Below are 22,420 nucleotides of genomic sequence, written 5' to 3' on the forward strand. Positions count from 1 at the left end.
GGGACATGGTTTACAGGTTAATACGCATGATCAGGAGGTAACTGATCATGCCCTGGAACCAAGAGTCTCCGATGAATCAACGAATCAGACTGGTCGCTGACTGGCTTTCTGGTAATTACACCAAAAGCCAGCTGGCGCGCCGCTTTAACGTAAGTCGGCCTACCGTCGACAAATGGATCGGCCGGCACAATGGCGATTTAAAGTCGTTAGCCGAACTGTCCCGACGCCCTCACAACAGCCCCAATAAAACCGACGATGAAATCCTGGCCCGTGTGGTGGCGATGAAGGAGGCGCACGATAAATGGGGTCCGAAGAAGCTTCTCGAGCTATTGCGACTTGAAGATCCCTCCATCGCCTGGCCTTCCCCAAGTACAGCAGGCCAATGGCTTGATCGACTTGGGCTCGTCCAAAAGCGGCGCTTCAAGCGCAGACACGGTAATTCCCCTGTAGTAATGCGCGAGGCCAACGAACCTAACCAGACGTGGTGCGCCGACTACAAAGGGCAATTCAAAATGCATAACGCGCAGATGTGCTTCCCTTTGACCATCACAGACCACGCTTCCCGGATGATTTTGGCGTGCAGGGCTCATTCAAAGATCAAGACTGAACCTGTTAAACAAGCCTTTGAGAGACTGTTTCAGGAGTACGGCATGCCCGAAGTTATTCGGTCGGACAACGGTGTTCCGTTTGCCTCTCCTGGCCTGGCAAGAATATCCACGCTGGCAGTTTGGTGGATACGTCTGGGCATCTATCCGGAGCGCACCATGCCAGGAAGACCGGCCCAAAATGGTCGCCATGAGCGGATGCACCGTAGCTTGAAACTGGAGCTGCCCTTAGGAGAAAACTTAATCGAGCAGCAGCTTTTGCTGGAGCATTTCAGGCATGAGTTCAATTACGTGCGCCCTCATGAAGCGCTCGGTATGAAGCGTCCAGGGGACGTGTATGTGCCGTCTACGCGGATTTACCCAGGATGCTTGCCGGATGTGGAGTATCCGTCCGAAATGAAGGTTCGAAGCGTCAGACAGGACGGGTCGATCAAGTGGAACGGCAAGTTGGTATTTATCAGCGAGGCGCTGTCAGGGGAGCAGATAGGGCTTAAAGAGGCTGAGGATGATGTTTGGGATTTGTACTTGTGTGATTATCCCCTGGGAAGGCTTGGGCGAGGTATGACCCGCGTCCAAGCCTCAAATGTGTAAACGATGTCCCCGGTTTCAGATGTAAACGATGTCTACGGTTCTACACCCCGATGGCGGTATGTCAGTTATAGAGGATGTGACTGAACCACCGCCATCGGGGGCAAGCCCCCTCCCACATTGGTATTTTGTCGTCAGGTGCGTCGCGTAAAACCATTGACGACGATATACAGCAGCGGCCCTACCGACACGAACACCGCCGTCAGCAGGAAATAGGGGATCAACGACGCCACGGAGCGCCCCCGCCCCCGCGCATCCTGGTACATCCACACACACGCCAGTATCGCCATCAGGTACAGGTCAATCACCACCTGCGCCGTATCTGGCCGCGACATCAACTCCTGCCCAAACGCAATGAGCGATTGCTCGGCCGTTAACATGGTCGCCACGGTGTACAACGAAAACCCGAGCAAACCGGCCAGGGCGATATAGGGTCTTGGCATGTTCTCCTCCTTGGAGTGCAATGTGAATCATCAGGCCGCTTACCTTAGCAGTAAGCTGGCACTGAGAAATATCTGTACGTAGACTGCCGCCATACCCCCACTTGAAGGCGGCGAAAAAAACCTGATGCAAGTTACCGAAGTCTCCATTGCCCAATTGCGCGCTGCGCTTGAATCCGGCCAGACCAGCGCCGTTGAACTGGTGCAGGCCTACCTGGCGCGGATCGACGCCTATGACGGCCCGCAGACCGCCACCGCGCTGAACGCCGTGGTGGTGCGCAACCCCGAGGCCTTGCAGGAAGCCGAGGCGTCCGATGCACGCCGGGCAAAAGGCCAGACGCTGGGGCCGCTGGATGGCATTCCCTATACGGCCAAGGACAGTTACCTGGTCAAGGGCCTCACCGCCGCGTCCGGCAGCCCGGCGTTCGCCAAGCTGGTCGCCCAGCGTGACGCCTTCACCATCGAGCGTTTGCGCGCTGGCGGGGCCATCTGCCTGGGCAAGACCAATATGCCGCCCATGGCCAACGGCGGCATGCAGCGCGGCGTCTATGGCCGCGCCGAAAGCCCGTACAACGCCGATTACCTCACCGCACCCTTCGCCTCGGGTTCATCCAATGGCGCCGGCACGGCCACGGCGGCAAGTTTCGCCGCGTTTGGCCTGGCCGAAGAAACCTGGTCGAGCGGTCGCGGCCCGGCCTCCAACAACGGCTTGTGTGCGTACACGCCTTCGCGTGGGGTGATTTCGGTACGCGGCAACTGGCCGCTGACCCCGACCATGGACGTGGTGGTGCCCTATGCGCGCACCATGGCCGACCTGCTGGAAGTGCTTGACGTGGTGGTCGCCGAAGACCCGCACACCCGTGGCGACCTGTGGCGCCTGCAACCCTGGGTGCCGATCCCCAGCGTCAGTTCGGTACGCCCGGCGTCTTACGCCGAACTGGAGGTGGGCAGCGCGGCCCTGGCCGGCAAACGCTTCGGCGTGCCGCGCATGTACATCAACGCCGACCCTGAGGCCGGCACCAGCGAGAAACCCGGAATCGGCGGCCCGACCGGGCGGAAAATCCACACCCGCGCCTCAGTGATCGAGCTGTGGCAAGCCGCACGCCACGCCCTGGAAGCCGCTGGCGCCGAGGTCATTGAAGTGGATTTCCCACTGGTGTCCAATTGCGAAGGCGACCGCCCCGGCGCGCCCACAGTGTTCAACCGTGGCCTGGTGTCCCGGCAATTCCTCCACGATGAACTGTGGGAATTGTCGGCCTGGGCGTTCGATGACTTCTTGCGCGCCAACGGCGACCCAGCCCTGAACCGCCTGGCGGATGTGGATGGGCCGAAGATCTTTCCCCACGACCCCGGCACCCTGCCCAACCGCGAAGACGACCTGGCCGCCGGCATGGATGAATACGTGCGCATGGCCCAGCGCGGCATCACGCCATGGAACGAGATCAGCAGCTTGCCCGACGGCTTGCGCGGCCTCGAGCAAACCCGCCGGCTGGACCTGGAAGACTGGATGGACCGCCTGGGGCTCGACGCGGTGCTGTTCCCCACCGTGGCCGACGTTGGCCCGGCCGATGCCGATGTCAACGAAGCCTCCGCCGATATCGCCTGGAGCAATGGCGTGTGGGTGGCCAACGGCAACCTCGCCATTCGCCACCTCGGAGTGCCTACGGTCACCGTGCCGATGGGCGTGATGGCCGATATCGGCATGCCGGTCGGGCTGACATTTGCCGGGCGGGCGTATGACGATTCGGCGCTGTTGCGCTTGGCGTCAGCGTACGAAGCCACCGGCAGCAAACGCATGATTCCACCGCGTACACCGCCGTTGTCAGCCGGCTGATTACGGCCCCCTGTAGGAGCGAGCTTGTTCGCGAAAAACGTCCAGGCAACGCGTTTATTCTGAATAAGCGCGGGGGCCCGGAGTTCTTCGCGAGCAAGCTCGCTCCTACAGTGGACCACTTTCGCCTAACTGAATGGCATTAGGGTTTGCCCGAAAACCCCTCCCACAGGTTCAGCCGAGTTCCACGTCGGCAAATAAGTAATTTCAGAATATTTCAAGAACCCCCTTTCCTTCCCCTGCCAATTTATTGCATGGTTGTACGACGACAGACGTCATCATGTCGATCCCCAACAACAATAAGGACTCCCCATGCAAAATCTCAAAGTGCTGATCGCTTTCCTGTGCCTGTTCTCCGGCTACGTCGCGGCCGCACCGGCGCCCGCCGAGAAGGAAGTAGCCCAGGCGGTCGACCAACTGACCCAGGCCATGTTGCACCTGGACCTCAAGCAACTGCATGCGCTGACCGCAGACACCCTCACTTACGGCCATTCCAGCGGCAAGGTGCAGAACAAAGCGCAGTTCATCGAAGACCTGGAAACTCACAAGAGCGCGTTCAAGACCCTGGAAATGCAAAACCAGAGCATCACCCTCAATGGCGATACCGCTCTGGTGCGCAACCACTTTCACGCCCTGGCGGTGAACAGTGGCGTCGAAGTGCCGACCGATATCGATAACTTCCAGGTCTGGCAGAAGCAGCAAGGCCAATGGCTGCTGATCGGTCGCCAGGCCTACAAATACTGACCCTTGTCGGTGAGCCGCTCAGCCACGGCTCACCATTGCACCACCTTGCGCACCTTGAGCAACGCCTCACGCAGCGCCGTCATCGACACCGACCCCAACGCCAGGCGCAGCGCGTGGGGCACATGGGCCGAGACGGCAAACGGCTCGGCGGTGGAAACGCCAATGCCCTCGCGCTGCAAGGTCATGGCCACCTGATCGGCGCGGGCATCTTCGGCCAGCGGCAGCCACAAAAAATACGATGATGGATGGCTGATATAGCTCAGCCCCGTCAGCACTTGCGCAGCCAAAGCTTGCCGCGCCTGGGCATCTGCACGTTTTTGCGCCTCCAACTGCGCGACGGTGCCATCTTCGATCCAGGCCACGGCGATCGCACTCATCACCCCCGGCACGTTCCAGGTGGTGGCCATGACGGTGCGTTCCAATACCTTGACCCAAGCCAGGGGCGCGGCGATAAAACCGACGCGCAAGCCGGTGGCGACACTTTTGGAAAACCCACCCACGTAGACAGTGCATTCAGGCGCCAGGGTCGCCAGCGGCGGCGGTGCGTGTTCGGCCAGGAAGGCGTAGGCGGCGTCCTCGATGATCATCAAGTGGTGCTCTCGCGCTATCGCCACCAGGCGCTCGCGCTGCGCCAGGCTCATCACCCAGCCCAGCGGGTTATGCAGGGTGGGCATGCTGTAGACCGCGCGCACCGGCCGCTTGCGGCACAGGGCCAGCAGGTGATCGAGGTCCGGGCCGGTGGCGCTGGTCGGGATCGCGACGATTTCCAGATGCAGGGTCTCGGCCAACACCTTGAAGCCCGAATAGGTCAATGCGTCGACGGCGATCACATCGCCGGGTTTGAGCAGCGCCATCAGGGTTACCGCCAAGCCGTGCTGGGCTCCGCTGACCAGCAATACCTGTTCGGTCTGCACCGCCAGCCCGCGCTGCAACAGGTGCTGCGCGACCGTGGCACGTTCATGCAGGCGGCCGGCATGGGGCTGGTAACGCAACAGCGCTTCCAGGTCGCCGGATAACGCCAACTGGCGCAGCGCGCCACGCAAAAGGTCGGCCTGGCCGGGCAATGAGGGGTAGTTGAAATTCAGGTCGAGCATGCCCGCCGCGACGGGCATCTGCCCACTGCCCTGCCCCGGCGGTAACGCCAGTTCGCGCACAAAAGTGCCGCGCCCGGTTTCACCACTGACCAGCCCCATCGCCTCCAGCTCGGCGTATACGCGGCTCGCGGTGACCAGCGCCAGGCGATGCTCGGCGGCGAGTTGGCGGTGCGTGGGCAGGCGCGTGCCGGGCGGCATTTTGCCCGCACGAATGGCCTCGGCGAAGGTATCGACCAGCGACTTGTAGCGGGCGCGCGGCATTGGCGATGTATCCATGACAATTTTTTGATTGCCTCAATCTTCAGCCCTAGGATGCCGGGCACGCAACTTCCCTTTTTCGGACATCCCCCCATGGAACGCACCTCGCCTTTCGGCACACTGGACAGCAGCACCCAAGGCTGGATCAACGGTTTTATTGGCGTGGTGATTTTCAGCGGTTCGCTGCCGGCCACGCGCCTGGCGGTGATGGAATTCGAGCCGGTGTTCCTGACCATGATCCGCGCGACGCTCGCGGCCATCCTGGGGCTGTGCCTGTTGCGGTTATTCCGCGAAAAACGCCCCACCCGCCCGCAATGGGCGCCCTTGGCTATCGTCGCGGTCGGCGTGGTGATCGGTTTCCCACTGCTGACGGCGCTGGCGCTGCAATACGTGACCTCCGCGCACTCCATTGTGTTTATCGGCCTGCTGCCGCTGGCGACGGCGATCTTCGGCGTGCTGCGCGGCGGCGAGCGGCCGCGACCGGTGTTCTGGTTGTTTTCGGGGCTGGGCAGCGCGCTGGTGATGGCTTACGCCTTCGCCCAGGGCCTGAGCGCTGCGCCCGCCGGGGACCTGCTGATGCTGTTGGCGGTGCTGGTCTGCGGCCTGGGCTATGCCGAAGGCGCCAAGCTGTCGCGCAGCCTGGGTGGCTGGCAGGTGATTTGCTGGGCCCTGGTAATGTCGCTGCCCGTCGTCGCGCCGTTGAGCTGGCTGCTGGCGCCCGCGTCGTTCACCGGCATCAGCCTGCCGGCCTGGCTGAGCCTGGGTTACGTCGCAGTGTTCAGCATGTTGATCGGCTTTGTGTTCTGGTATCGCGGCCTGGCCCAGGGTGGCATCGCTGCGGTCGGCCAGTTGCAGTTGCTGCAACCGTTCTTTGGTTTGGCGCTGGCGGCGGGCCTGCTGCATGAGCAGGTCAGCCTGGGCATGCTGCTGGTCACGGTGGCGGTGATCGGCTGCGTGGCCGGCGCGAAGCGCTTCGCGCGCTAGCGCTAGGGGCCAGGGGCTGCTAAACAGAAATGGCGTCCGCGCCCGTGGCCGCACGGGTTGATCCTGGTCTACATTTGACGGCAACCGCTAATCGAGGACTGCACCGATGACTCGTCTCACCGCCAAAGACTTCGCTCCCGAACTGCTGGAACTCTACGATGGCTACGCCCACGGCACGCTGAACCGCCGCGAATTCCTCGACCGCGCCGCGCTGTTTACCTTCGGTGGCCTGACCGCCTCGGCCCTGCTCGCCGCCCTGAGCCCCAACTACGCACTCGCCGAACAGGTGAAATTCACCGACCCCGCTATCGTTGCCGACTACGTCACCTACCCGTCACCCAAGGGTAACGGCACGGTGCGCGGCTACCTGGTGCGCCCGGCCAAGGCCGCCGGCAAACTGCCTGCGGTGGTGGTCGTGCATGAAAACCGAGGCCTGAACCCGTATATCGAAGACGTGGCGCGGCGCCTGGCCAAAGCCGGCTTTATCGCCCTGGCGCCCGATGGCCTGACCTCGGTGGGCGGCTACCCCGGCAACGATGAAAAAGGCGTGGCCCTGCAGCAGACCGTCGACCCCACCAAACTGATGAACGACTTTTTCGCGGCCATTGAGTGGCTGATGCACCACGACAGCAGCACCGGCAAAGTCGGCATCACCGGTTTCTGCTATGGCGGTGGCGTGACCAATGCGGCGGCGGTGGCCTACCCGGAACTGGCGGCGGCCGTATCGTTCTACGGGCGTCAACCCGAGGCCAAGGACGTACCCCGCATCAAGGCACCGATCATGCTGCATTACGGGGAGCTGGATGCGCGCATCAACGAAGGTTGGCCGGCCTACGAGCAGGCGCTGAAAGCCGCCGGCACGACGTATGAGGCATTTATCTACCCGGGAGCCAACCACGGCTTTCACAACGATTCGACGCCGCGTTATGACGAGGCAGCAGCGAACCTGGCGTGGGAGCGCACCCTGGGATGGTTCCGCAAATACCTTGCTTAGATACAATCCAACAACGGTAACCACGATGCGAAGCGAGTCGCTCTTGATCTTGCTTTTGATCTAGGCGCCCCGTTAAACCACGCTGGCCGGAATTCGATATTGATTTGGGGGGTAAACCGGCAGGGATGCCGGTTTAGCCGCCCCGCGCCATGGATGGCGCGTGGCGGCGGCCCCCCAAATCACTGTCGGATTACGGGCACACCGAGCCTAGGCGAGGTGCCGAGTGGTGGGGCAAGAGCGTTTTGCTTACTTTTGCGCTTTTCAAAAGTGAGACGCCGTAAGGGCGGAACCCTAAGCCGCCGTTACCGCAGCAACGGATATGTACTCGCCCTGATCCAGCATCCTGGTCGGCTGTCAGGCCGCCATCGGGGGCAAGCCCCCTCCCACATTTAGGGCGCGGGGCGTCAGTTAGAGAGGCTTCGGCTTCTGAGCCGTCACAGGTTCAGGGCTACACCAAAGTTGTGTAGATACCTATGCACATCAGGCAGCACTCGCCTGCAACCACCCCTTGAACGCCAGCATCGCTGGCGTCTCAGCCCGCGACTGCAAGCGCGTCAGCCAGTAACTGCCGGTGGTTATCCCCACCGCGAACGGCTGGCGAATCACGTCACTCTCCAATTGCCGCGAAAACATCATCGCCGGCGCCAGTGCCACGCCGACGCCCTGCAGCGCCGCTTCCATCATCGCCAGCGACGAATCGAACACGATGCTGCGCGGTACCAGGGGTATCGACCGGCAGCCCGGCAGCCTGGAACCACAGGCTCCGTTCATCGGTGCGGTAAGAGCGCAGCAATGTGTGTTTCAACAGGTCGGCCGGCGTGTGCAGCTGTTCGGCGACATCGTTTGTATCAGCGACTAATAACGCCTAGATTGGCAGCGCCCGCGCAGGCTCTCAGCCTTAGTCCATCCGTTACAAGAAAGCGAAAATACTATGCAAGAAAAATCCCGTTTTAGCGTACGAAGCCTAATGATTTCAGCGTCTCTGCTGGTTTCTGCTCCGTGCATGGCTGCGACTGACCTGCGCGAAGTGGTGGACAGTCGCGTCAAACCGCTGATGCAGCAACAGGGCATCGTCGGGCTGTCGGTGGCCGTGGTGAAGAAGGGACAGGCGCAATACTTTAACTACGGCGTGGCGTCCAGGGAAGGCAAGCAGCCCGTCACGCAAGACACCCTGTTCGAAGTCGGCTCAGTGTCCAAGACCTTCACTTCAACCCTCGGTGGCTATGCCCAGGCCAGCGGCAAGTTGAAGCTGTCGGACCGCGCCAGCCAGCACTGGGCCGAACTGGCCGGCAGTGCGTTCGATCACATCAGCCTGTTGCAACTGGCGACCTACACCGCAGGCGGCCTGCCGCTGCAGTTCCCAGGTGCGGCCGACAGCGCCGCGACCATGCTCGATTACTACAGGCATTGGCAACCCACCGACACCCCCGGTACGCGACGCCTCTACTCCAACCCGAGCATCGGCTTGTTCGGCTACCTCGCGGCCAAAAGCCTGGGCCAGCCGTTCAATGTCGCCATGGAACAGACCTTGCTGCCGGCGCTGGGCTTGAAGGACACCCACGTCAACGTGCCCGCCGACAAGCTGGGCCGCTACGCCCAAGGCTACGATAAGCAGGACAACCCCGTGCGCGTGGGCCCAGGCGCACTCGACAGCGAAGCCTACGGCATCAAGACCAGCACCCAGGACCTGGCGCGCTACGTGATGCTCAACCTGCACCCCGAAACCTTGAGCGCGCCGCTGCAACAGGCGATCGCCACCACACACAACGGTTACTACAGCGTCGACGGCATGACCCAGGGCCTGGGTTGGGAATACTACCCCTACCCCATCACCCAGCAGGCTTTGATAGAGGGCAACTCCACACCGATGGCGCTGGAGTCGCACACCGTCAAGTGGCTGCAACCGGCGCAGGCCCAACCGGCCAATGTGCTCTACAACAAAACCGGTTCAACCAATGGTTTCGGCGCCTACGTGGCGTATGTACCGAGCAGGGATATTGGCGTGGTGATCCTGGCCAACAGGAACTACCCGAATGCCGAACGGGTGAAAGTGGCGCATGCGATCTTGACTGCCCTGGATAACTGACTTGACACATAACCCTATGGTCGAGGCCGGCGTTAACAGTCTTTGACAGTTTCCCGACAAAGCACTCAAAGATTACGTGCCGCCACGGCCCTAACATTCGAGCATCCAAACCACCATCCGGGTGCTCTTCATGTTTCGCACGTTACGCGGTATCCCGCTGCTCGGTTGCCTGTTGGGCACGCTCGGTTGCCAGGGGCAATCGAGCGTGCCGCCGCCGATTCAAAAAGGCGACTACGGCGCGATCATCCGCTACCTGCAAAATCGCATTCCCCGTGAGATGGCGCGGGACAATGTGGCGGGTTTGTCGATTGCCCTGGTCAGTGGCCAGGAATTGATCTGGGCCCGGGGCTTCGGCCTGGCCGACAAGGCCCGAGGGGTGCCGGTCACCCCCAACACGGCATTTCGCGCCGGGGGCCTCTCTACGTTGCTCACCGCCACAGCGGCCTTGCAATTGGTGGAACAACAGCGCCTGGGGCTGGATGCGCCGCTTCAGCAAACCTTGCGCGAGTTCCACGTACGCTCGCGGTTTCACAGCGACCAGGCCGAGGCGGACCAAGCGATTACCTTGCGCCGCTTGCTCAGCCATCAATCCGGCTTGCCCAGCGAGCATTTGCGCGACCTGCGCAGTAACTACGCCATGGGCCAGATGCCGCAACGCATTTCGGGCGTGTGGCTGAGCAGCCCGCCGGGCTCCCAGGTGGCGTATTCCAATCTGGGCTACGCCTTGGTGGGGGCAGCCATCGAGCGCAGCACTGGTAAAAGCTTCGAGGCGCAACTGCAAGGCAGCCTGCTCAGGCCTCTGGAAATGAACCAGTCAAGTTTCGTCGGCACCGGCACCCAATTGAGCTACCGCGCTTTGGGCTACGAAGAGGGCAAGGCCAGCAACGACGCGCAGGTCCGTGACCTCGCCGCCGCCAGCCTGTGGGCCAGCCCCAAAGACCTCAGCCATTACGTACACATGCTGTTCGCCAAAGGGGTCTACAAAGGCAACCGGGTACTGGGCAGCGCTTCGATCGATGAGATGTTCACCCAGCAGAACACCGGCAACGCCCTGGATTTCGATTGCCAGATGGGTCTCGGCTGGTTTCTGGCGCCGTGCGGGGATGAACCGGTCGGCCCTGGCATACGGGCCTATCAGCACAGTGGCGGCGGCGATGATTTCGCCGCGCAGTTGAGCATGCTTCCGGATCAGCAACTGGCCGTGATCATCATGGCCAATGACAGCAATGCCGAACAGCTGGTGGTATCGTTGTCCACCGACACCCTGCGCCTGATGCTCCAGGCGCAGACCGGCAAGGCGGTCTGTGCCGACGACTGCCAGGCCCCGAACCACGGCCTCAAGCTGCGCCAAGTGCCGGCCGCAGTCGACCGCAAGCGCCTGGCCGGGTTCTACGCGACCTCATGGGGTGTGTTGCGTATCAAGGATGATCACGGGCGTTTATCCGGCGAACTGGGCGGGTGCGACTTCGAGCTGCTGCGCGACGATCAAGGCTGGCTGCGCGCGCAGAAAAGAATCCTCGGCTTCTGGCTCAAGGACCTTGGCGAACTCGGTCGTGTGCAACTGGACGTAGTCAGGGTACAGGGCCGGCAGATCCTCACCGCCCGCAGCCACGGCCAACGCCTTGCCGTGGGCGAACGCATCGAGCCGCCGCCGCTGCCCCTGGCGTGGGCAGACACCGTCGGCACGTACCAGGTGCTCAATACCCACGAGCCCGATGCGCCGTTGAGCGGCGTCAGCGTGCGCCTGGAGGAAGGCTTCCTGGTGATTCGCGGCCAACTGCATGATGAGCCCCTGACCGACTACATCCTGCTGCCCGTCGATAACGCCCACGCGGTCGTAGCCGGCAGCGGCTATGGCCTGGGCGATACCGTCAGCCGTCAGGTCAATGGCCTGAGCGCTTCGGGCTACGCCTTCAAACGTCTGCACTCGCCCCTCGACACGTTGAATTTTTAACCTGGGCGAGCAATCTGGGCTCACTGTAGGAGCGAGCTTGCTCGCGAAAAACGCCCAGGCAACGCGTTCATTCTGGATAAACGCGGGGGGCCTGAATGCTTCGCGAGCAAGCTCGCTCCTACAAAAAGCCCTAACTGACTGGCATTAGGGCAAGCCCCCTCCCACATTGGCTTTTCGTTGTTTACGGGTACTTACTCGGCATACGCCCAGGTCATCCGAAACGACGCTCCGCCCCACTCCGAGTCCAGCACCTGCACCTGTCCGCCATGCCATTGGCTGACCCGCTGGACCAGCGCCAGGCCCAGGCCGAAGCCGCCGGTACGGCGGTCGCGGCTTGAATCCAGGCGCATGAAGGGTTCAAAGATTTTGGCGCGGCCCTCGACCGGAATACCAGGACCATCGTCGCTGACCTGCAGTTCGTAACCGCTGCCGAACTTGATCAACGACACTTCAACCCGCCGGTCGGCATAGCGAATGGCGTTGCGCAGCAGGTTGATCACCGCGCGCGCCATGAATCGTGGCTCGATTCGAATCACATCGACCTCACAGGTACGCAGCGACAACTGCACACCTGCGGCCTCGGCCTCCAGCGCCACGCTGCCGATCACGCTGTCCAGCCAACTGTGGGCCTCGATGCTTTCGCGGGTGACCTGGGTCGCGCCGCGCTCCAGGCTGGCGTAGGTCAACAGCTCGGAGACCATTTCTTCCAGTTCGCCAAGGTCGGCGTACATATCGGCGATCAGTTCGCGACTTTGGCGCGGATCGGCCTGCTGCTTGAGCTGGTCAAGCTCGAAAGACAAGCGCGCAATCGGCGTGCGCAGCTCGTGGGATACCGCGTTGGTCAGTTCGCGCTGGTTGGCGATCAGGCTTTCGATGCGCTCGGCCATCTGGTTGAAGTGCCCGGCCAGCGCACGCACGGTGGAGCGACGCGGCAACAGGATGCGCGAGCCGAGGTCGTTGTCGCCAAAGCGCTGCGCCGCCAGGCGGATGTGCTCCAGGTCGCGCCAGTGCGGACGCACCCAAAAGTACAACACAATGGCCAGGCTCACGCCCAGGAGCCCGTAGGCCCACAGGTACAACCATTTCGGTTCTTCCGGCAATTGGATTTCGAGCAATTGCGGGCCGTCGTCGATGGGCGCGAGGAACTTCATGAAGTCCTCGCGCACCACCACTTGGCCGGCCGCCAGCAGTGCCTGTTCGCGCGCGCTCAGGTGCTGGCTGTCGCGCTGCACCAGCTGCAGGCGCAGGCCGTAATGCGGTTGCAGCTGGTCCAGACGCGCCTGGCGCGCCTCGCCCTGCACCGGCCGCAGTTGTTCCACCAGGGCCCACGCTGGGCCGCGCAGGGCCTCGCGATTATAGGTTTCATTGGACTCGGGCATGTACGCGTCCAGGCCATAGTTGACCAACCAGATCGCACCGGCCAACCCAAGCGCGAGAATCAGGTACAAGCGCAGATACAGGCGCAGCATCTACATCTCCCAGGCGAACGGATTGAACAGGTAGCCCTTGCCCCAGATGGTCTTGATGCACACTGGCTCGCGCGGGTTGTCATTGAGCTTGCCGCGCAGTTTGCTGATGTACACATCGACGCTGCGGTTCAGGCCATCGAACGCAATGCCGCGCATGCGGTTGAGGATGTCGTCGCGCGAAAGGATGGTTCCCGAGCTGCTCGCCAGTAGCCAGAGCAATTCGAACTCCATGGTGGTGAGGTCGATTTTTTCATCGCCCAGGCTGACCACCCGGCAACTGCGGTTGATCGACAACCGGCCGAATTCGAGGTAATCGCGTACCGTCGTCTCGGGCACTTGCCGACGTTGCAGCGCCCGCAGGCGCGCCAGCAACACTGGCGGCTTGATGGGTTTGATCACATAGTCATCGGCACCGGACTCCAGGCCCAGGATATGGTCCAGGTCATCTTCCTTGGCGGTGAGGATCACAATCGGTGTGTCGGACACTGCGCGGATCTCGCGACACACATGCAGGCCGCTCTGGCCCGGCAACATCAAGTCGAGCACGACCATTTTCGGTTTGAACGCCAGGAACGCCGCCAAGGCCAAATCGCCCCGGTGCACCGCCTGCACCTCGAAACCATGTTGCGACAGAAAATGCGCGATCAGCCCTGCCAGCTTCTCATCGTCCTCGACGAGCAGGACTTTGCCCAGACCCAGGTTTTCCATAAGTTCTCAGTGTAGGAACGCCGATTGAAAGGCTGGCAGTATAGGTGGCAAGCTGCCCAACGGGAGCCGCCGCACGCAGGGTGCCAGCAAGCTTCATGCTTTTAAGAGTTTTTAACAAATAGCCTGCACTCTTTTACGCCATTCACAGGGAGTTATATGCGCAAGGATTACCTGGCGTTCTTCGTTTCACTGTTCCTGTCGCGACTGGCGGACCAGATCCTGCTGTTCATCGTGCCGCTGATCGTGTTCCAAACTACCCAGAGTGTGTCTTGGGCGGGCCTGGCGTTCTTTGCCGAGTCACTGCCGCGCTACCTGGCCTTTCCGGTGTGCGGGGCGTTGTGCGACAGGTTTTCACCCGTGCGCATCCTGCATGTCAGCCAAGTGTATCGGGCGTTGGCCTGCGTGGTAGCGGTGGTGCTGTACGGGCTGTTCGACGGTATCCAATGGCTGGTGATCCTGTCGGCGTTGTGCGGGGTATTGACCACCCAGGGCATCATGGCGCGGGAAGTGCTGATGCCGCATATTTTCCAGCATTATACCTACACCAAGACCTTGTCTTATTCGCAGATCGCCGACCAGAGCGGCCTGGTACTCGGGCCGTTGGTGGCGGCGCTGATGCTGGAAATCTGGGCGTGGCCTTGGGTGGTGCTGGGCATCGCCGCACTGTTTGTGCTGGCGGACCTGGCGATGCTGGCCTGGCAGCGCAACACCCGCGTGCACCTGCAGCCCCATGAGCCGCAGCACCCGGGCCTCTGGCTGCAGCCGCTGCGCACCGCTTTGGGCCACATCCGCAGCCGGGTGGAGTTGAAGCGCATCATTACCCTGGCCATTGGTGTGAACCTGATCGTCGGCGTGACGCTGGCCACGTCGGCGGCCCTGGTCACCGGGCAATACGCGGCGGACAAGGACGCCTACGCCCTGCTGCAAGCCGCTGGCGCGGTGGTCACCCTGGTAATTCTGTTTTACCTCGCACGCTCGAGCCTGGCGCTGAAGGTGCTCGGCGGGCTGTCGTATTCGATGATTGCCGTGGGCGCGTTGATCACCGCCCTCAGCCCCGGCGTGTGGATGTACGCCGTGGGCTTCCTGCTGGTGAGCGGTTTCGACAAGATGTTCAACGTGTACATGCGCAGCACCCGTCAGCGGGTGATTCCGGTGCAGGATTTCGGCAAAACGGTGGGAGTGATCACCCTGCTCAACAACCTCGCCCAGCCCTTGGCGGGCTTGCTGATTGCGGTGCTGGCAGCGCCGCTTGGCACGCAAACGGTGATTCTGCTGCTGACCGGAATCAGCGCCTTGATCGGCGTAGCCGTGGCCTCAGGCTGGCACGCCACTGTGAAAGCGGAACTCGACGTCGGCTGACTCGATCAACGCCTGCTCGGCCGCCCTCACCCGCTCGATCACCTGGGCGATGTCCTTGGCGTCACCGTACTGGTAGGCCAGTTTCAAATAGCCCTGGAAGTGCCGCGCTTCGCTTTTGAGCAAACCGAAGTAGAACTTGCCGAGTTCTTCGTCCAAATGCGGCACCAGCGCTTCAAAACGCTCGCAACTGCGCGCTTCGATAAACGCCCCCACCACCAGGGTATCCACCAGTTTGACCGGCTCATGGTTGCGCACCACCTTGCGCAACCCCGAGGCGTAACGGCCGGCGGACAATTGGCGCAGTTCAACCTTGCGTTTTTTCATCAGGCGCATGACCTGCTCGTGGTGCACCAGCTCTTCACGGGCCAGCCGCGACATCATATTGATCAGGTCGAGGTGGCCGTGATACTTGGCGATCAGGCTCAGGGCGGTGCTGGCGGCTTTGAATTCGCAGTTCTTGTGGTCGATCAGCAGGGTGTCCTGGTCGGCCAGCGCGGCCTGGACCCAGGCGTCGGGGGTGCGGCAACCGAGGAATTCGTGGATTTCGGGCAGGATCATCGGGCTCACGGGCAAAGGATCACAAAAGGGCGCCGATTATACCGACCACGCCGCAGACCACCAGCCATGGGCCTTGATGTACATCAAGATGACGGCACGCGTGCAGCAACTATAGTTGTTGCAGGCCCACTCCTGGAGAACCGACCATGCAAGCCATCCGCAGCATCCTGGTGGTCATCGAGCCCGAGCATACCGAAAGCCTGGCCCTCAAGCGCGCGAAGCTGATCGCTGGGGTCACCGACGCGCACCTGCATTTGCTGGTCTGTGACAAAAAGCATGAGCATTCGGCGCTGCTGAGCCTGCTCAAATCTGGCCTGCAGGAGGACGGGTACAGCGTCACGACCGAACAGGCGTGGAACGACAGCCTGCATGAAACCATCGTCGACGTGCAGCAGGCCGAGGGCTGCGGCCTGGTGATCAAGCAGCACTTTGCCGACAGCCCGCTGAAAAAAGCCCTGCTGACCCCGGCAGACTGGAAACTGCTGCGCTATTGCCCGACGCCCGTGCTGCTGGTCAAGACCGCCACGCCCTGGGCCGGCGGCGTGATTCTGGCGGCCATCGACGTGGGCAATACCGACAGCGAACACCGCTCGCTGCACAATTCCATCATCGACCACGGCTTTGATATCGCGAGCCTGGCCAAGGCGCAGTTGCATGTGATCAGCGCACACCCCTCGCCGATGCTGTCGGCGGCGGACCCGACGTTTCAACTGCGGGAAACTATCGAGGCGCGTTATCGCGAGCAGTGCCAGGCCTTCCAGGCCGAATTCGATGTGGATGACGCACACCTGCATATCAAGGAAGGCCCGGCGGATGTGCTGATTCCCCATATCGCCCACCAGTTGCAGGCGGCACTGACGATTATCGGCACTGTGGCGCGCACTGGAATTTCCGGGGCGTTGATCGGCAATACGGCAGAGGTGGTGCTGGATGCGGTGGAAAGCGATGTGCTGGTGCTCAAGCCGCAGACGCTGATGGACCATTTGGAAGAACTCGCCACCCAAGCCTGAAGCAATGAAGATCAAATGTGGGAGGGGGCTTGCCTCAAGGCTTTTCTGTAGGAGCGAGCTTGCTCGCGAAGAACTCAGCCCCCCGCGTTTATTCAGAATGAACGCGTTGCCTGGGCGTTTTTCGCGAGCAAGCTCGCTCCTACAGGGGCCCCTGTACCGTCAGGTAGATAGCGTATCCTTCAGGAATCCCGGTGCGATATAACGCTGGTAATGCGCCTCGGACAAGATAAAGAATTCCCGATCAATCGCGTCGCGCAGGTCTGGCAAGGGCCAGTCGCGGAACTCCGGCAGCAGTACCATGCCGTAGGCCTCCAGGTTATTGATCACCCGCGCCCCACGTGCAATCAACTGATAGGCCCAGCAATACTCGGACTGGTGCGGCACGAAGCGAATCTTGCGCTGTTCCAACTGCCCGCGCAGGGTCTTGGGGGCAAAAACCTCGACTTTGCCGGCCATCACCTGCACCAGCAATTGCTCGAGCCTGAGCCAGACCGCACGCTTTTCTTCTTCGTTATAGCCGTTCCACTGGATCACTTCGTGGTGAAAGCGCTTGCAGCCGCGACACACGAGATCGCCGTAGACCGTGGAGCACAGGCCGACGCAGGGGGTCTTGATGGTTTGGTTGGACATGGGCGAAAACACGCAGATCAGCGAAACAGTGCGCCATGTTAGCCCTTTGTCTAAGGTTGATCACCCTGCAAACTTGGTGACGCAACTTACCTTTAGATTTTTTTTGCCGTAGAATCACCCGGCCTTGTAAGGCGCCAATAATCCGCTGGAAGCTGTTTTCAAAGCGTCACGAGCACAGTCGTTCCTTCAGAACGGTGTTGGCGCAGGTTTGACCCCGGTAGGTCAACACTGCGCCGACCCTCATCAGCTCCGTTCTGCAGGCGTAAAACTTTGAAAGCAGCTTCTGTAAGGACGGTCGGCAGCGCTGGCTTTGCGGCCCAAAAAGCCCCCGAGCGCACGCGTGCCGGTCATTCCTGGATGAGCGTCCCGTGGGACCACTGATGAGGGTAATAACTGTGCTTGAAGCCTACCGCAAACATATCGAAGAGCGTGCCGCCCTGGGTATCGTGCCCCAGCCGCTTAACGCCGAACAAACCGCAGGCCTGGTCGAGCTGCTGAAAAATCCCCCGGCTGGCGAAGAAGAATTCCTCGTTGACCTGATCACCAACCGCATTCCACCGGGCGTTGACGAAGCTGCCTACGTCAAGGCCGGTTTCCTGTCCGCCCTGGCCAAGGGTGAAGCCACCTCCCCCCTGATCGACAAAAAGCGCGCTGTTGAACTGCTTGGCACCATGCAAGGCGGCTACAACATAGTGACGTTGGTCGAGCTGCTGGACGACGCCGAGCTTGCGCCTGTCGCGGCCGCCCAACTCAAGCACACCCTGCTGATGTTCGATGCGTTCCACGACGTGGCGGAAAAAGCCCGCAACGGCAACGAGCACGCCAAAGGCGTGATCCAATCCTGGGCCGACGGCGAATGGTTCCGTAACCGTCCGACCCTGGCCGACAAGATCAGCCTGCGCGTGTTCAAGGTCACCGGTGAAACCAACACCGACGACCTGTCCCCTGCCCCGGACGCCTGGTCGCGCCCTGACATCCCGCTGCACGCCCTGGCCATGCTGAAAATGGCCCGTGAAGGCATCGTGCCGGACGAGCAAGGCAAGACCGGCCCGATGAAGCAGATCGAAGAAATGCGCGGCCAAGGCTTCCCGATCGCCTACGTTGGCGACGTGGTCGGTACCGGTTCGTCGCGTAAATCGGCAACCAACTCCGTGCTGTGGTTCTTCGGCGACGACGTTCCCTTTGTTCCGAACAAGCGCGCCGGCGGTTTCTGCTTCGGCAGCAAAATCGCTCCGATCTTCTACAACACCATGGAAGATGCGGGCGCACTGCCGATCGAGTTCGACGTCACCAACATGCACATGGGCGACGTGATCGACCTGTACCCGCATGCTGGCAAAGTCTGCAAACACGGCACCGATGAAGTCATCACCACCTTCGAAATGAAGACCCCGGTGCTGTTGGACGAAGTTCGCGCCGGCGGCCGTATTCCGCTGATCATCGGTCGCGGCCTGACCGACAAGGCCCGTGCCGAACTGGGCCTGGGCCCTACCGACCTGTTCAAGCTGCCTGAAGCGCCTGTCGACACCGGCAAGGGCTTCACCCTGGCGCAGAAAATGGTCGGCAAGGCGTGCGGCCTGCCGGAAGGCAAAGGCGTGCGCCCTGGCACCTACTGCGAACCGAAGATGACCACCGTCGGTTCCCAGGACACCACCGGTCCAATGACCCGTGATGAACTCAAAGACCTGGCGTGCCTGGGCTTCTCGACCGACCTGGTGATGCAGTCGTTCTGCCACACTGCGGCTTATCCAAAGCCGATCGACGTGACCACCCACCACACCCTGCCTGACTTCATCATGACCCGTGGCGGTGTATCGCTGCGTCCAGGCGACGGCATCATCCACAGCTGGCTGAACCGCATGCTGCTGCCGGACACCGTCGGTACCGGTGGTGACTCCCACACCCGCTTCCCGATGGGCATCTCGTTCCCGGCCGGCTCCGGTCTGGTCGCGTTCGCCGCTGCCACCGGCGTGATGCCGCTGGACATGCCGGAATCGATCCTGGTGCGTTTCAAAGGCAAAATGAAGCCTGGCATCACCCTGCGTGACCTGGTGCATGCCATTCCTTACTACGCGATCCAGGCTGGCCTGCTGACCGTAGAGAAGAAAGGCAAGAAAAACGCCTTCTCCGGCCGCATCCTGGAAATCGAAGGCCTGAACGATCTGACGCTGGAACAGGCTTTCGAGCTGTCCGACGCCTCGGCTGAACGTTCGGCTGCCGGTTGCACCATCAAGCTGTCCAAGGACTCCGTCACCGAGTACCTGAACTCCAACATCACCTTGCTGCGCTGGATGATCGGCGAAGGCTACGGCGATCCACGCACCCTGGAACGTCGCGCCCAAGCGATGGAAGCCTGGGTTGCCAACCCGGAGCTGATGGAAGCCGATGCCGACGCCGAATACGCCGAAATCATCGAGATCGACCTGTCGGAAATCAACGAGCCGATTCTCTGCGCACCGAACGATCCGGACGATGCCCGTCTGCTGTCGAGCGTTGCCGGTGAGAAGATCGACGAAGTGTTCATCGGTTCGTGCATGACCAACATCGGTCACTTCCGCGCTGCCGGTAAGCTGCTGGAGCAGGTCAAGGGCCAGTTGCCAACCCGTCTGTGGCTGTCGCCGCCGACCAAGATGGACGCCCACCAGCTGACCGAAGAAGGCTACTACGGCATCTACGGCAAGGCTGGTGCGCGCATGGAAATGCCGGGCTGCTCGCTGTGCATGGGTAACCAGGCGCGTGTAGAGCCGAATTCGACCGTCGTGTCGACCTCGACCCGTAACTTCCCGAACCGTCTGGGCGATGGCGCCAACGTCTACCTGGCCTCGGCCGAGCTGGCGGCAGTCGCCTCTACCCTGGGTCGCCTGCCCACCGTCGAAGAGTACATGGGCTACGCGGCGAAACTGGACACCATGGCCAGCGACGTCTACCGCTACCTGAACTTCGACCAGATCGCCGAGTTCCGCAAGATCGCAGCAAGCGCCAACATCCCGGTGATTCAAGCTTAACGGTGTGTTGATGTGATAGGCGCCGCGTATCGCAAGGTACGCGGCGTTTTTTATGCCTGGAATACAAACAAATGTGGGAGGGGGCTTGCTCCCGATAGCAGTGGTTCAGTCAATTCATAGGTGACTGATACACCGCCATCGGGGGCAAGCCCCCTCCCACATTTGGTTCTCTGTAGCCCTTGCGGGCTGTGTCAGACCTTAAGCCATCAGCGAGTCAACCAGAGCAGTGATCGCCATCTGGAGATACGCGGCATTTTCATGCCTGGAATACAATCCCAGCAACACCACAAAACACATGTGGGAGGGGGCTTGCTCCCGATAGCAGTGGTTCAATCAATTCATAGGTGACTGATACACCGCCATCGGGGGCAAGCCCCCTCCCACATTTGGTCTCTGTAGCTCTTGCAGGCTGTGTCAGACCTTAAGCCATCAGCGAGTCAACCAGAGCAGTGATCGCCATCTGGAGATACGCGGCATTTTCATGCCTGGAATACAATCCCAGCAACACCACCAAACACATGTGGGAGGGGGCTTGCCCCCGATAGCGTTGGTTCAGCCAATTCATTGGTGACTGACATACCGCTATCGGGAGCAAGCCCCCTCCCACATTTGGATCTCGGACAGCCTTGGAGATTGCGTCAGGCCTTAAGCCATCAGCGAATACACCAACGCAGTAATCGCCACCAACCCCACCGCCGTGACAAACACATTCGACGCCTGCCCCCGGTACTTGGCCATGGCCGGCACTTTGCGGATGGCGTACATCGGCATCAGGAACAGGATCGATGCAATCACCGGCCCACCCAGGGTCTCGATCATGCCGAGGATGCTTGGGTTAAGCGTGGCGACGACCCAGCACACCACCAGCATGAAGGCGGCGGTCATGCGGTCCAGAGATTTGGCTGCCGGGCGGCGGCCAGTCTTCAGCACCAGGCCCTTGAGGCCTTCGCTGGCACCGATGTAGTGGCCCAGGAATGACTTGGCAATCGCCACGAATGCAATCAACGGCGCGGCGAAGGCAATGGTCGGGTTGTCAAAGTGGTTGGCCAGGTACGACAGGATCGACAGGTTCTGCGCTTTCGCCTCGGCCAACTGCGCCGGTGACAGGGTCAGCACGCAGCTGAACACGAAGAACAGCACCATCACCACCATCAACAGGTGCGCGCGAGACAGGATCTGCGAGCTGCGCTCGTCGGCGTGTGCGCCATACTGGCGTTTCTGGTCCACCGCGAAGGCCGAGATGATCGGCGAGTGGTTGAACGAGAACACCATCACCGGAATCGCCAGCCACAAGGTGTTGAGCAAGGCCGACGGCGCCGGAATCTCACGGGCGGTACTCAGGATGCCGCCCGTCCAATGCGGCACCAGGTACACGGCGAGGAACAGCAAGGCAACGATAAACGGATACACCATCAGGCTCATGGCCTTGACGATCACCTTTTCGCCGCAACGCACCACCGCCAGCAAGCCCAGGATCAGCACAAACGCCAGGACTGCCCGAGGCGGCGGCATGATGTGCAGTTGGTGTTCCATGAAGCTGCTGACGGTGTTGGTCAGGGCCACGCTATAGATCAGCAGGATCGGGAAGATCGCAAAGAAGTACAGCAAGGTGATCAACGCGCCGGCTTTAATGCCGAAATGCTCTTCGACCACATCGGTAATGTCGGAACCTTCCCGGCCGGAGAGTACGAAACGGGTCAGCCCACGGTGGGCAAAGAACGTCATTGGAAAGGCCAGCAGCGCCAGGATCACCAGCGGCCAGAAGCCCCCCAGGCCCGCGTTGATCGGCAAGAACAAAGTACCGGCGCCGATGGCGGTGCCGAACAGCCCAAGCATCCAGGTGGTGTCCTGGCGGCTCCAGCTTGTGAGCGTTGCAGGTGTCGTTGCATAGCGTTCATCGACGCTATTGGCCTGATCATTCATCCGGTCGGATCTCCGCATTCACACGGCCGGGACGAGTCAGAAAAACCTGACAGGCAGCGCCCCGACCTCAACAGGGACGCGATTGTCCGGGATTCTCGTGCATAAGCAAAGACTTAGCTGAGGAATGGTCAGGTGGTGGAGCCGGCTGCACGGTAATGCGTAGCGCACTCAACTTCGTTC

The 22,420-nt window shown here is 61.4% G+C and carries 17 protein-coding genes and 1 pseudogene; 10 read left to right on the forward strand and 8 right to left on the reverse strand.

The window, feature by feature from the left end; all coding sequences use genetic code 11:
- Nucleotides 1-47 precede the first annotated feature (47 nt).
- The gene (locus C4J91_RS15180) at nt 48-1,196 is read left to right on the forward strand and encodes a DDE-type integrase/transposase/recombinase (RefSeq protein WP_124361143.1); all 1,149 of its coding nucleotides are present in this window, start codon (nt 48-50) and stop codon (nt 1,194-1,196) included.
- Nucleotides 1,197-1,327: 131 nt separating this feature from the next.
- Here C4J91_RS15180 and C4J91_RS15185 read toward each other — a convergent pair whose 3' ends face one another.
- Nucleotides 1,328-1,636 (reverse strand): DUF2834 domain-containing protein, encoded by a 309-nt coding sequence (locus C4J91_RS15185; protein ID WP_124363085.1) that lies wholly within the window; start codon nt 1,634-1,636, stop codon nt 1,328-1,330.
- A gap of 121 nt (nt 1,637-1,757) precedes the next feature.
- Between C4J91_RS15185 and C4J91_RS15190 the strand changes: the two genes are divergently transcribed.
- Both C4J91_RS15190 and C4J91_RS15195 read left to right on the forward strand, forming a co-directional pair.
- Entirely contained in the window at nt 1,758-3,467 is a 1,710-nt protein-coding gene (locus tag C4J91_RS15190) for an amidase (RefSeq protein ID WP_124363086.1), read from the forward strand.
- 309 nt (nt 3,468-3,776) lie between these two features.
- Nucleotides 3,777-4,208, forward strand: a complete 432-nt coding sequence (locus C4J91_RS15195) for a nuclear transport factor 2 family protein (RefSeq protein WP_124363087.1) — start codon at nt 3,777-3,779, stop codon at nt 4,206-4,208.
- Between the two features lie 29 nt (nt 4,209-4,237).
- On the opposite strand, the gene C4J91_RS15200 is transcribed toward C4J91_RS15195, so the two are convergent.
- A complete protein-coding gene (locus tag C4J91_RS15200; RefSeq protein WP_124363088.1) occupies nt 4,238-5,563 on the reverse strand; it encodes a PLP-dependent aminotransferase family protein in 1,326 nt (441 codons plus the stop codon).
- A gap of 90 nt (nt 5,564-5,653) precedes the next feature.
- Here C4J91_RS15200 and C4J91_RS15205 point away from each other — a divergent pair, with 90 nt between their 5' ends.
- Nucleotides 5,654-6,544, forward strand: coding sequence for a DMT family transporter (locus C4J91_RS15205; RefSeq protein ID WP_124363089.1), 891 nt, complete (start codon nt 5,654-5,656; stop codon nt 6,542-6,544).
- Between the two features lie 106 nt (nt 6,545-6,650).
- Nucleotides 6,651-7,538, forward strand: a complete 888-nt coding sequence (yghX, locus tag C4J91_RS15210; RefSeq protein ID WP_124363090.1) for a YghX family hydrolase — start codon at nt 6,651-6,653, stop codon at nt 7,536-7,538.
- A gap of 480 nt (nt 7,539-8,018) precedes the next feature.
- Here the strand turns inward: yghX and C4J91_RS15215 are convergent.
- A pseudogene (locus C4J91_RS15215) lies at nt 8,019-8,376 on the reverse strand (LysR substrate-binding domain-containing protein); the annotation flags it as partial.
- Nucleotides 8,377-8,469: 93 nt separating this feature from the next.
- Between C4J91_RS15215 and ampC the strand changes: the two are divergent.
- Together ampC and C4J91_RS15225 are read left to right on the forward strand one after the other, a co-directional pair.
- Nucleotides 8,470-9,624 (forward strand): class C beta-lactamase, encoded by a 1,155-nt coding sequence (ampC, locus tag C4J91_RS15220; protein ID WP_124363091.1) that lies wholly within the window; start codon nt 8,470-8,472, stop codon nt 9,622-9,624.
- 130 nt (nt 9,625-9,754) lie between these two features.
- Nucleotides 9,755-11,578 carry a serine hydrolase gene (locus tag C4J91_RS15225; RefSeq protein ID WP_124363092.1) on the forward strand — a complete coding sequence of 608 codons (1,824 nt, stop codon included), beginning with the start codon at nt 9,755-9,757 and terminating at the stop codon, nt 11,576-11,578.
- Nucleotides 11,579-11,769: 191 nt separating this feature from the next.
- Here C4J91_RS15225 and C4J91_RS15230 read toward each other — a convergent pair whose 3' ends face one another.
- Nucleotides 11,770-13,047 (reverse strand): ATP-binding protein, encoded by a 1,278-nt coding sequence (locus C4J91_RS15230; RefSeq protein ID WP_124363093.1) that lies wholly within the window; start codon nt 13,045-13,047, stop codon nt 11,770-11,772.
- Nucleotides 13,048-13,755, reverse strand: coding sequence for a response regulator (locus C4J91_RS15235; protein ID WP_124363094.1), 708 nt, complete (start codon nt 13,753-13,755; stop codon nt 13,048-13,050).
- 156 nt (nt 13,756-13,911) lie between these two features.
- Here C4J91_RS15235 and C4J91_RS15240 point away from each other — a divergent pair, with 156 nt between their 5' ends.
- A complete protein-coding gene (locus tag C4J91_RS15240; RefSeq protein ID WP_124363095.1) occupies nt 13,912-15,114 on the forward strand; it encodes an MFS transporter in 1,203 nt (400 codons plus the stop codon).
- On the opposite strand, the gene C4J91_RS15245 is transcribed toward C4J91_RS15240, so the two are convergent.
- Nucleotides 15,070-15,672, reverse strand: a complete 603-nt coding sequence (locus C4J91_RS15245; RefSeq protein ID WP_124363096.1) for a tRNA-(ms[2]io[6]A)-hydroxylase — start codon at nt 15,670-15,672, stop codon at nt 15,070-15,072. The two genes, C4J91_RS15240 and C4J91_RS15245, sit on opposite strands and share 45 nt — an antisense overlap.
- A 146-nt stretch (nt 15,673-15,818) precedes the next feature.
- Here C4J91_RS15245 and C4J91_RS15250 point away from each other — a divergent pair, with 146 nt between their 5' ends.
- Nucleotides 15,819-16,682 (forward strand): universal stress protein, encoded by an 864-nt coding sequence (locus C4J91_RS15250; protein WP_124363097.1) that lies wholly within the window; start codon nt 15,819-15,821, stop codon nt 16,680-16,682.
- 159 nt (nt 16,683-16,841) lie between these two features.
- Here the strand turns inward: C4J91_RS15250 and C4J91_RS15255 are convergent, their stop codons facing one another.
- Nucleotides 16,842-17,312, reverse strand: coding sequence for a DUF1289 domain-containing protein (locus C4J91_RS15255; protein WP_124363098.1), 471 nt, complete (start codon nt 17,310-17,312; stop codon nt 16,842-16,844).
- A 395-nt stretch (nt 17,313-17,707) separates the two neighbouring features.
- Here C4J91_RS15255 and acnB point away from each other — a divergent pair, with 395 nt between their 5' ends.
- On the forward strand, nt 17,708-20,317 hold the full coding sequence (acnB, locus tag C4J91_RS15260; RefSeq protein WP_124365161.1) for a bifunctional aconitate hydratase 2/2-methylisocitrate dehydratase: 2,610 nt from the start codon (nt 17,708-17,710) through the stop codon (nt 20,315-20,317).
- Between the two features lie 645 nt (nt 20,318-20,962).
- Here acnB and C4J91_RS15265 read toward each other — a convergent pair.
- Nucleotides 20,963-22,240, reverse strand: coding sequence for a serine/threonine transporter (locus C4J91_RS15265; protein ID WP_124363099.1), 1,278 nt, complete (start codon nt 22,238-22,240; stop codon nt 20,963-20,965).
- Nucleotides 22,241-22,420 lie beyond the last annotated feature (180 nt).

This window comes from Pseudomonas sp. R3-52-08 (assembly GCF_003851745.1).
Lineage (GTDB): Bacteria > Pseudomonadota > Gammaproteobacteria > Pseudomonadales > Pseudomonadaceae > Aquipseudomonas.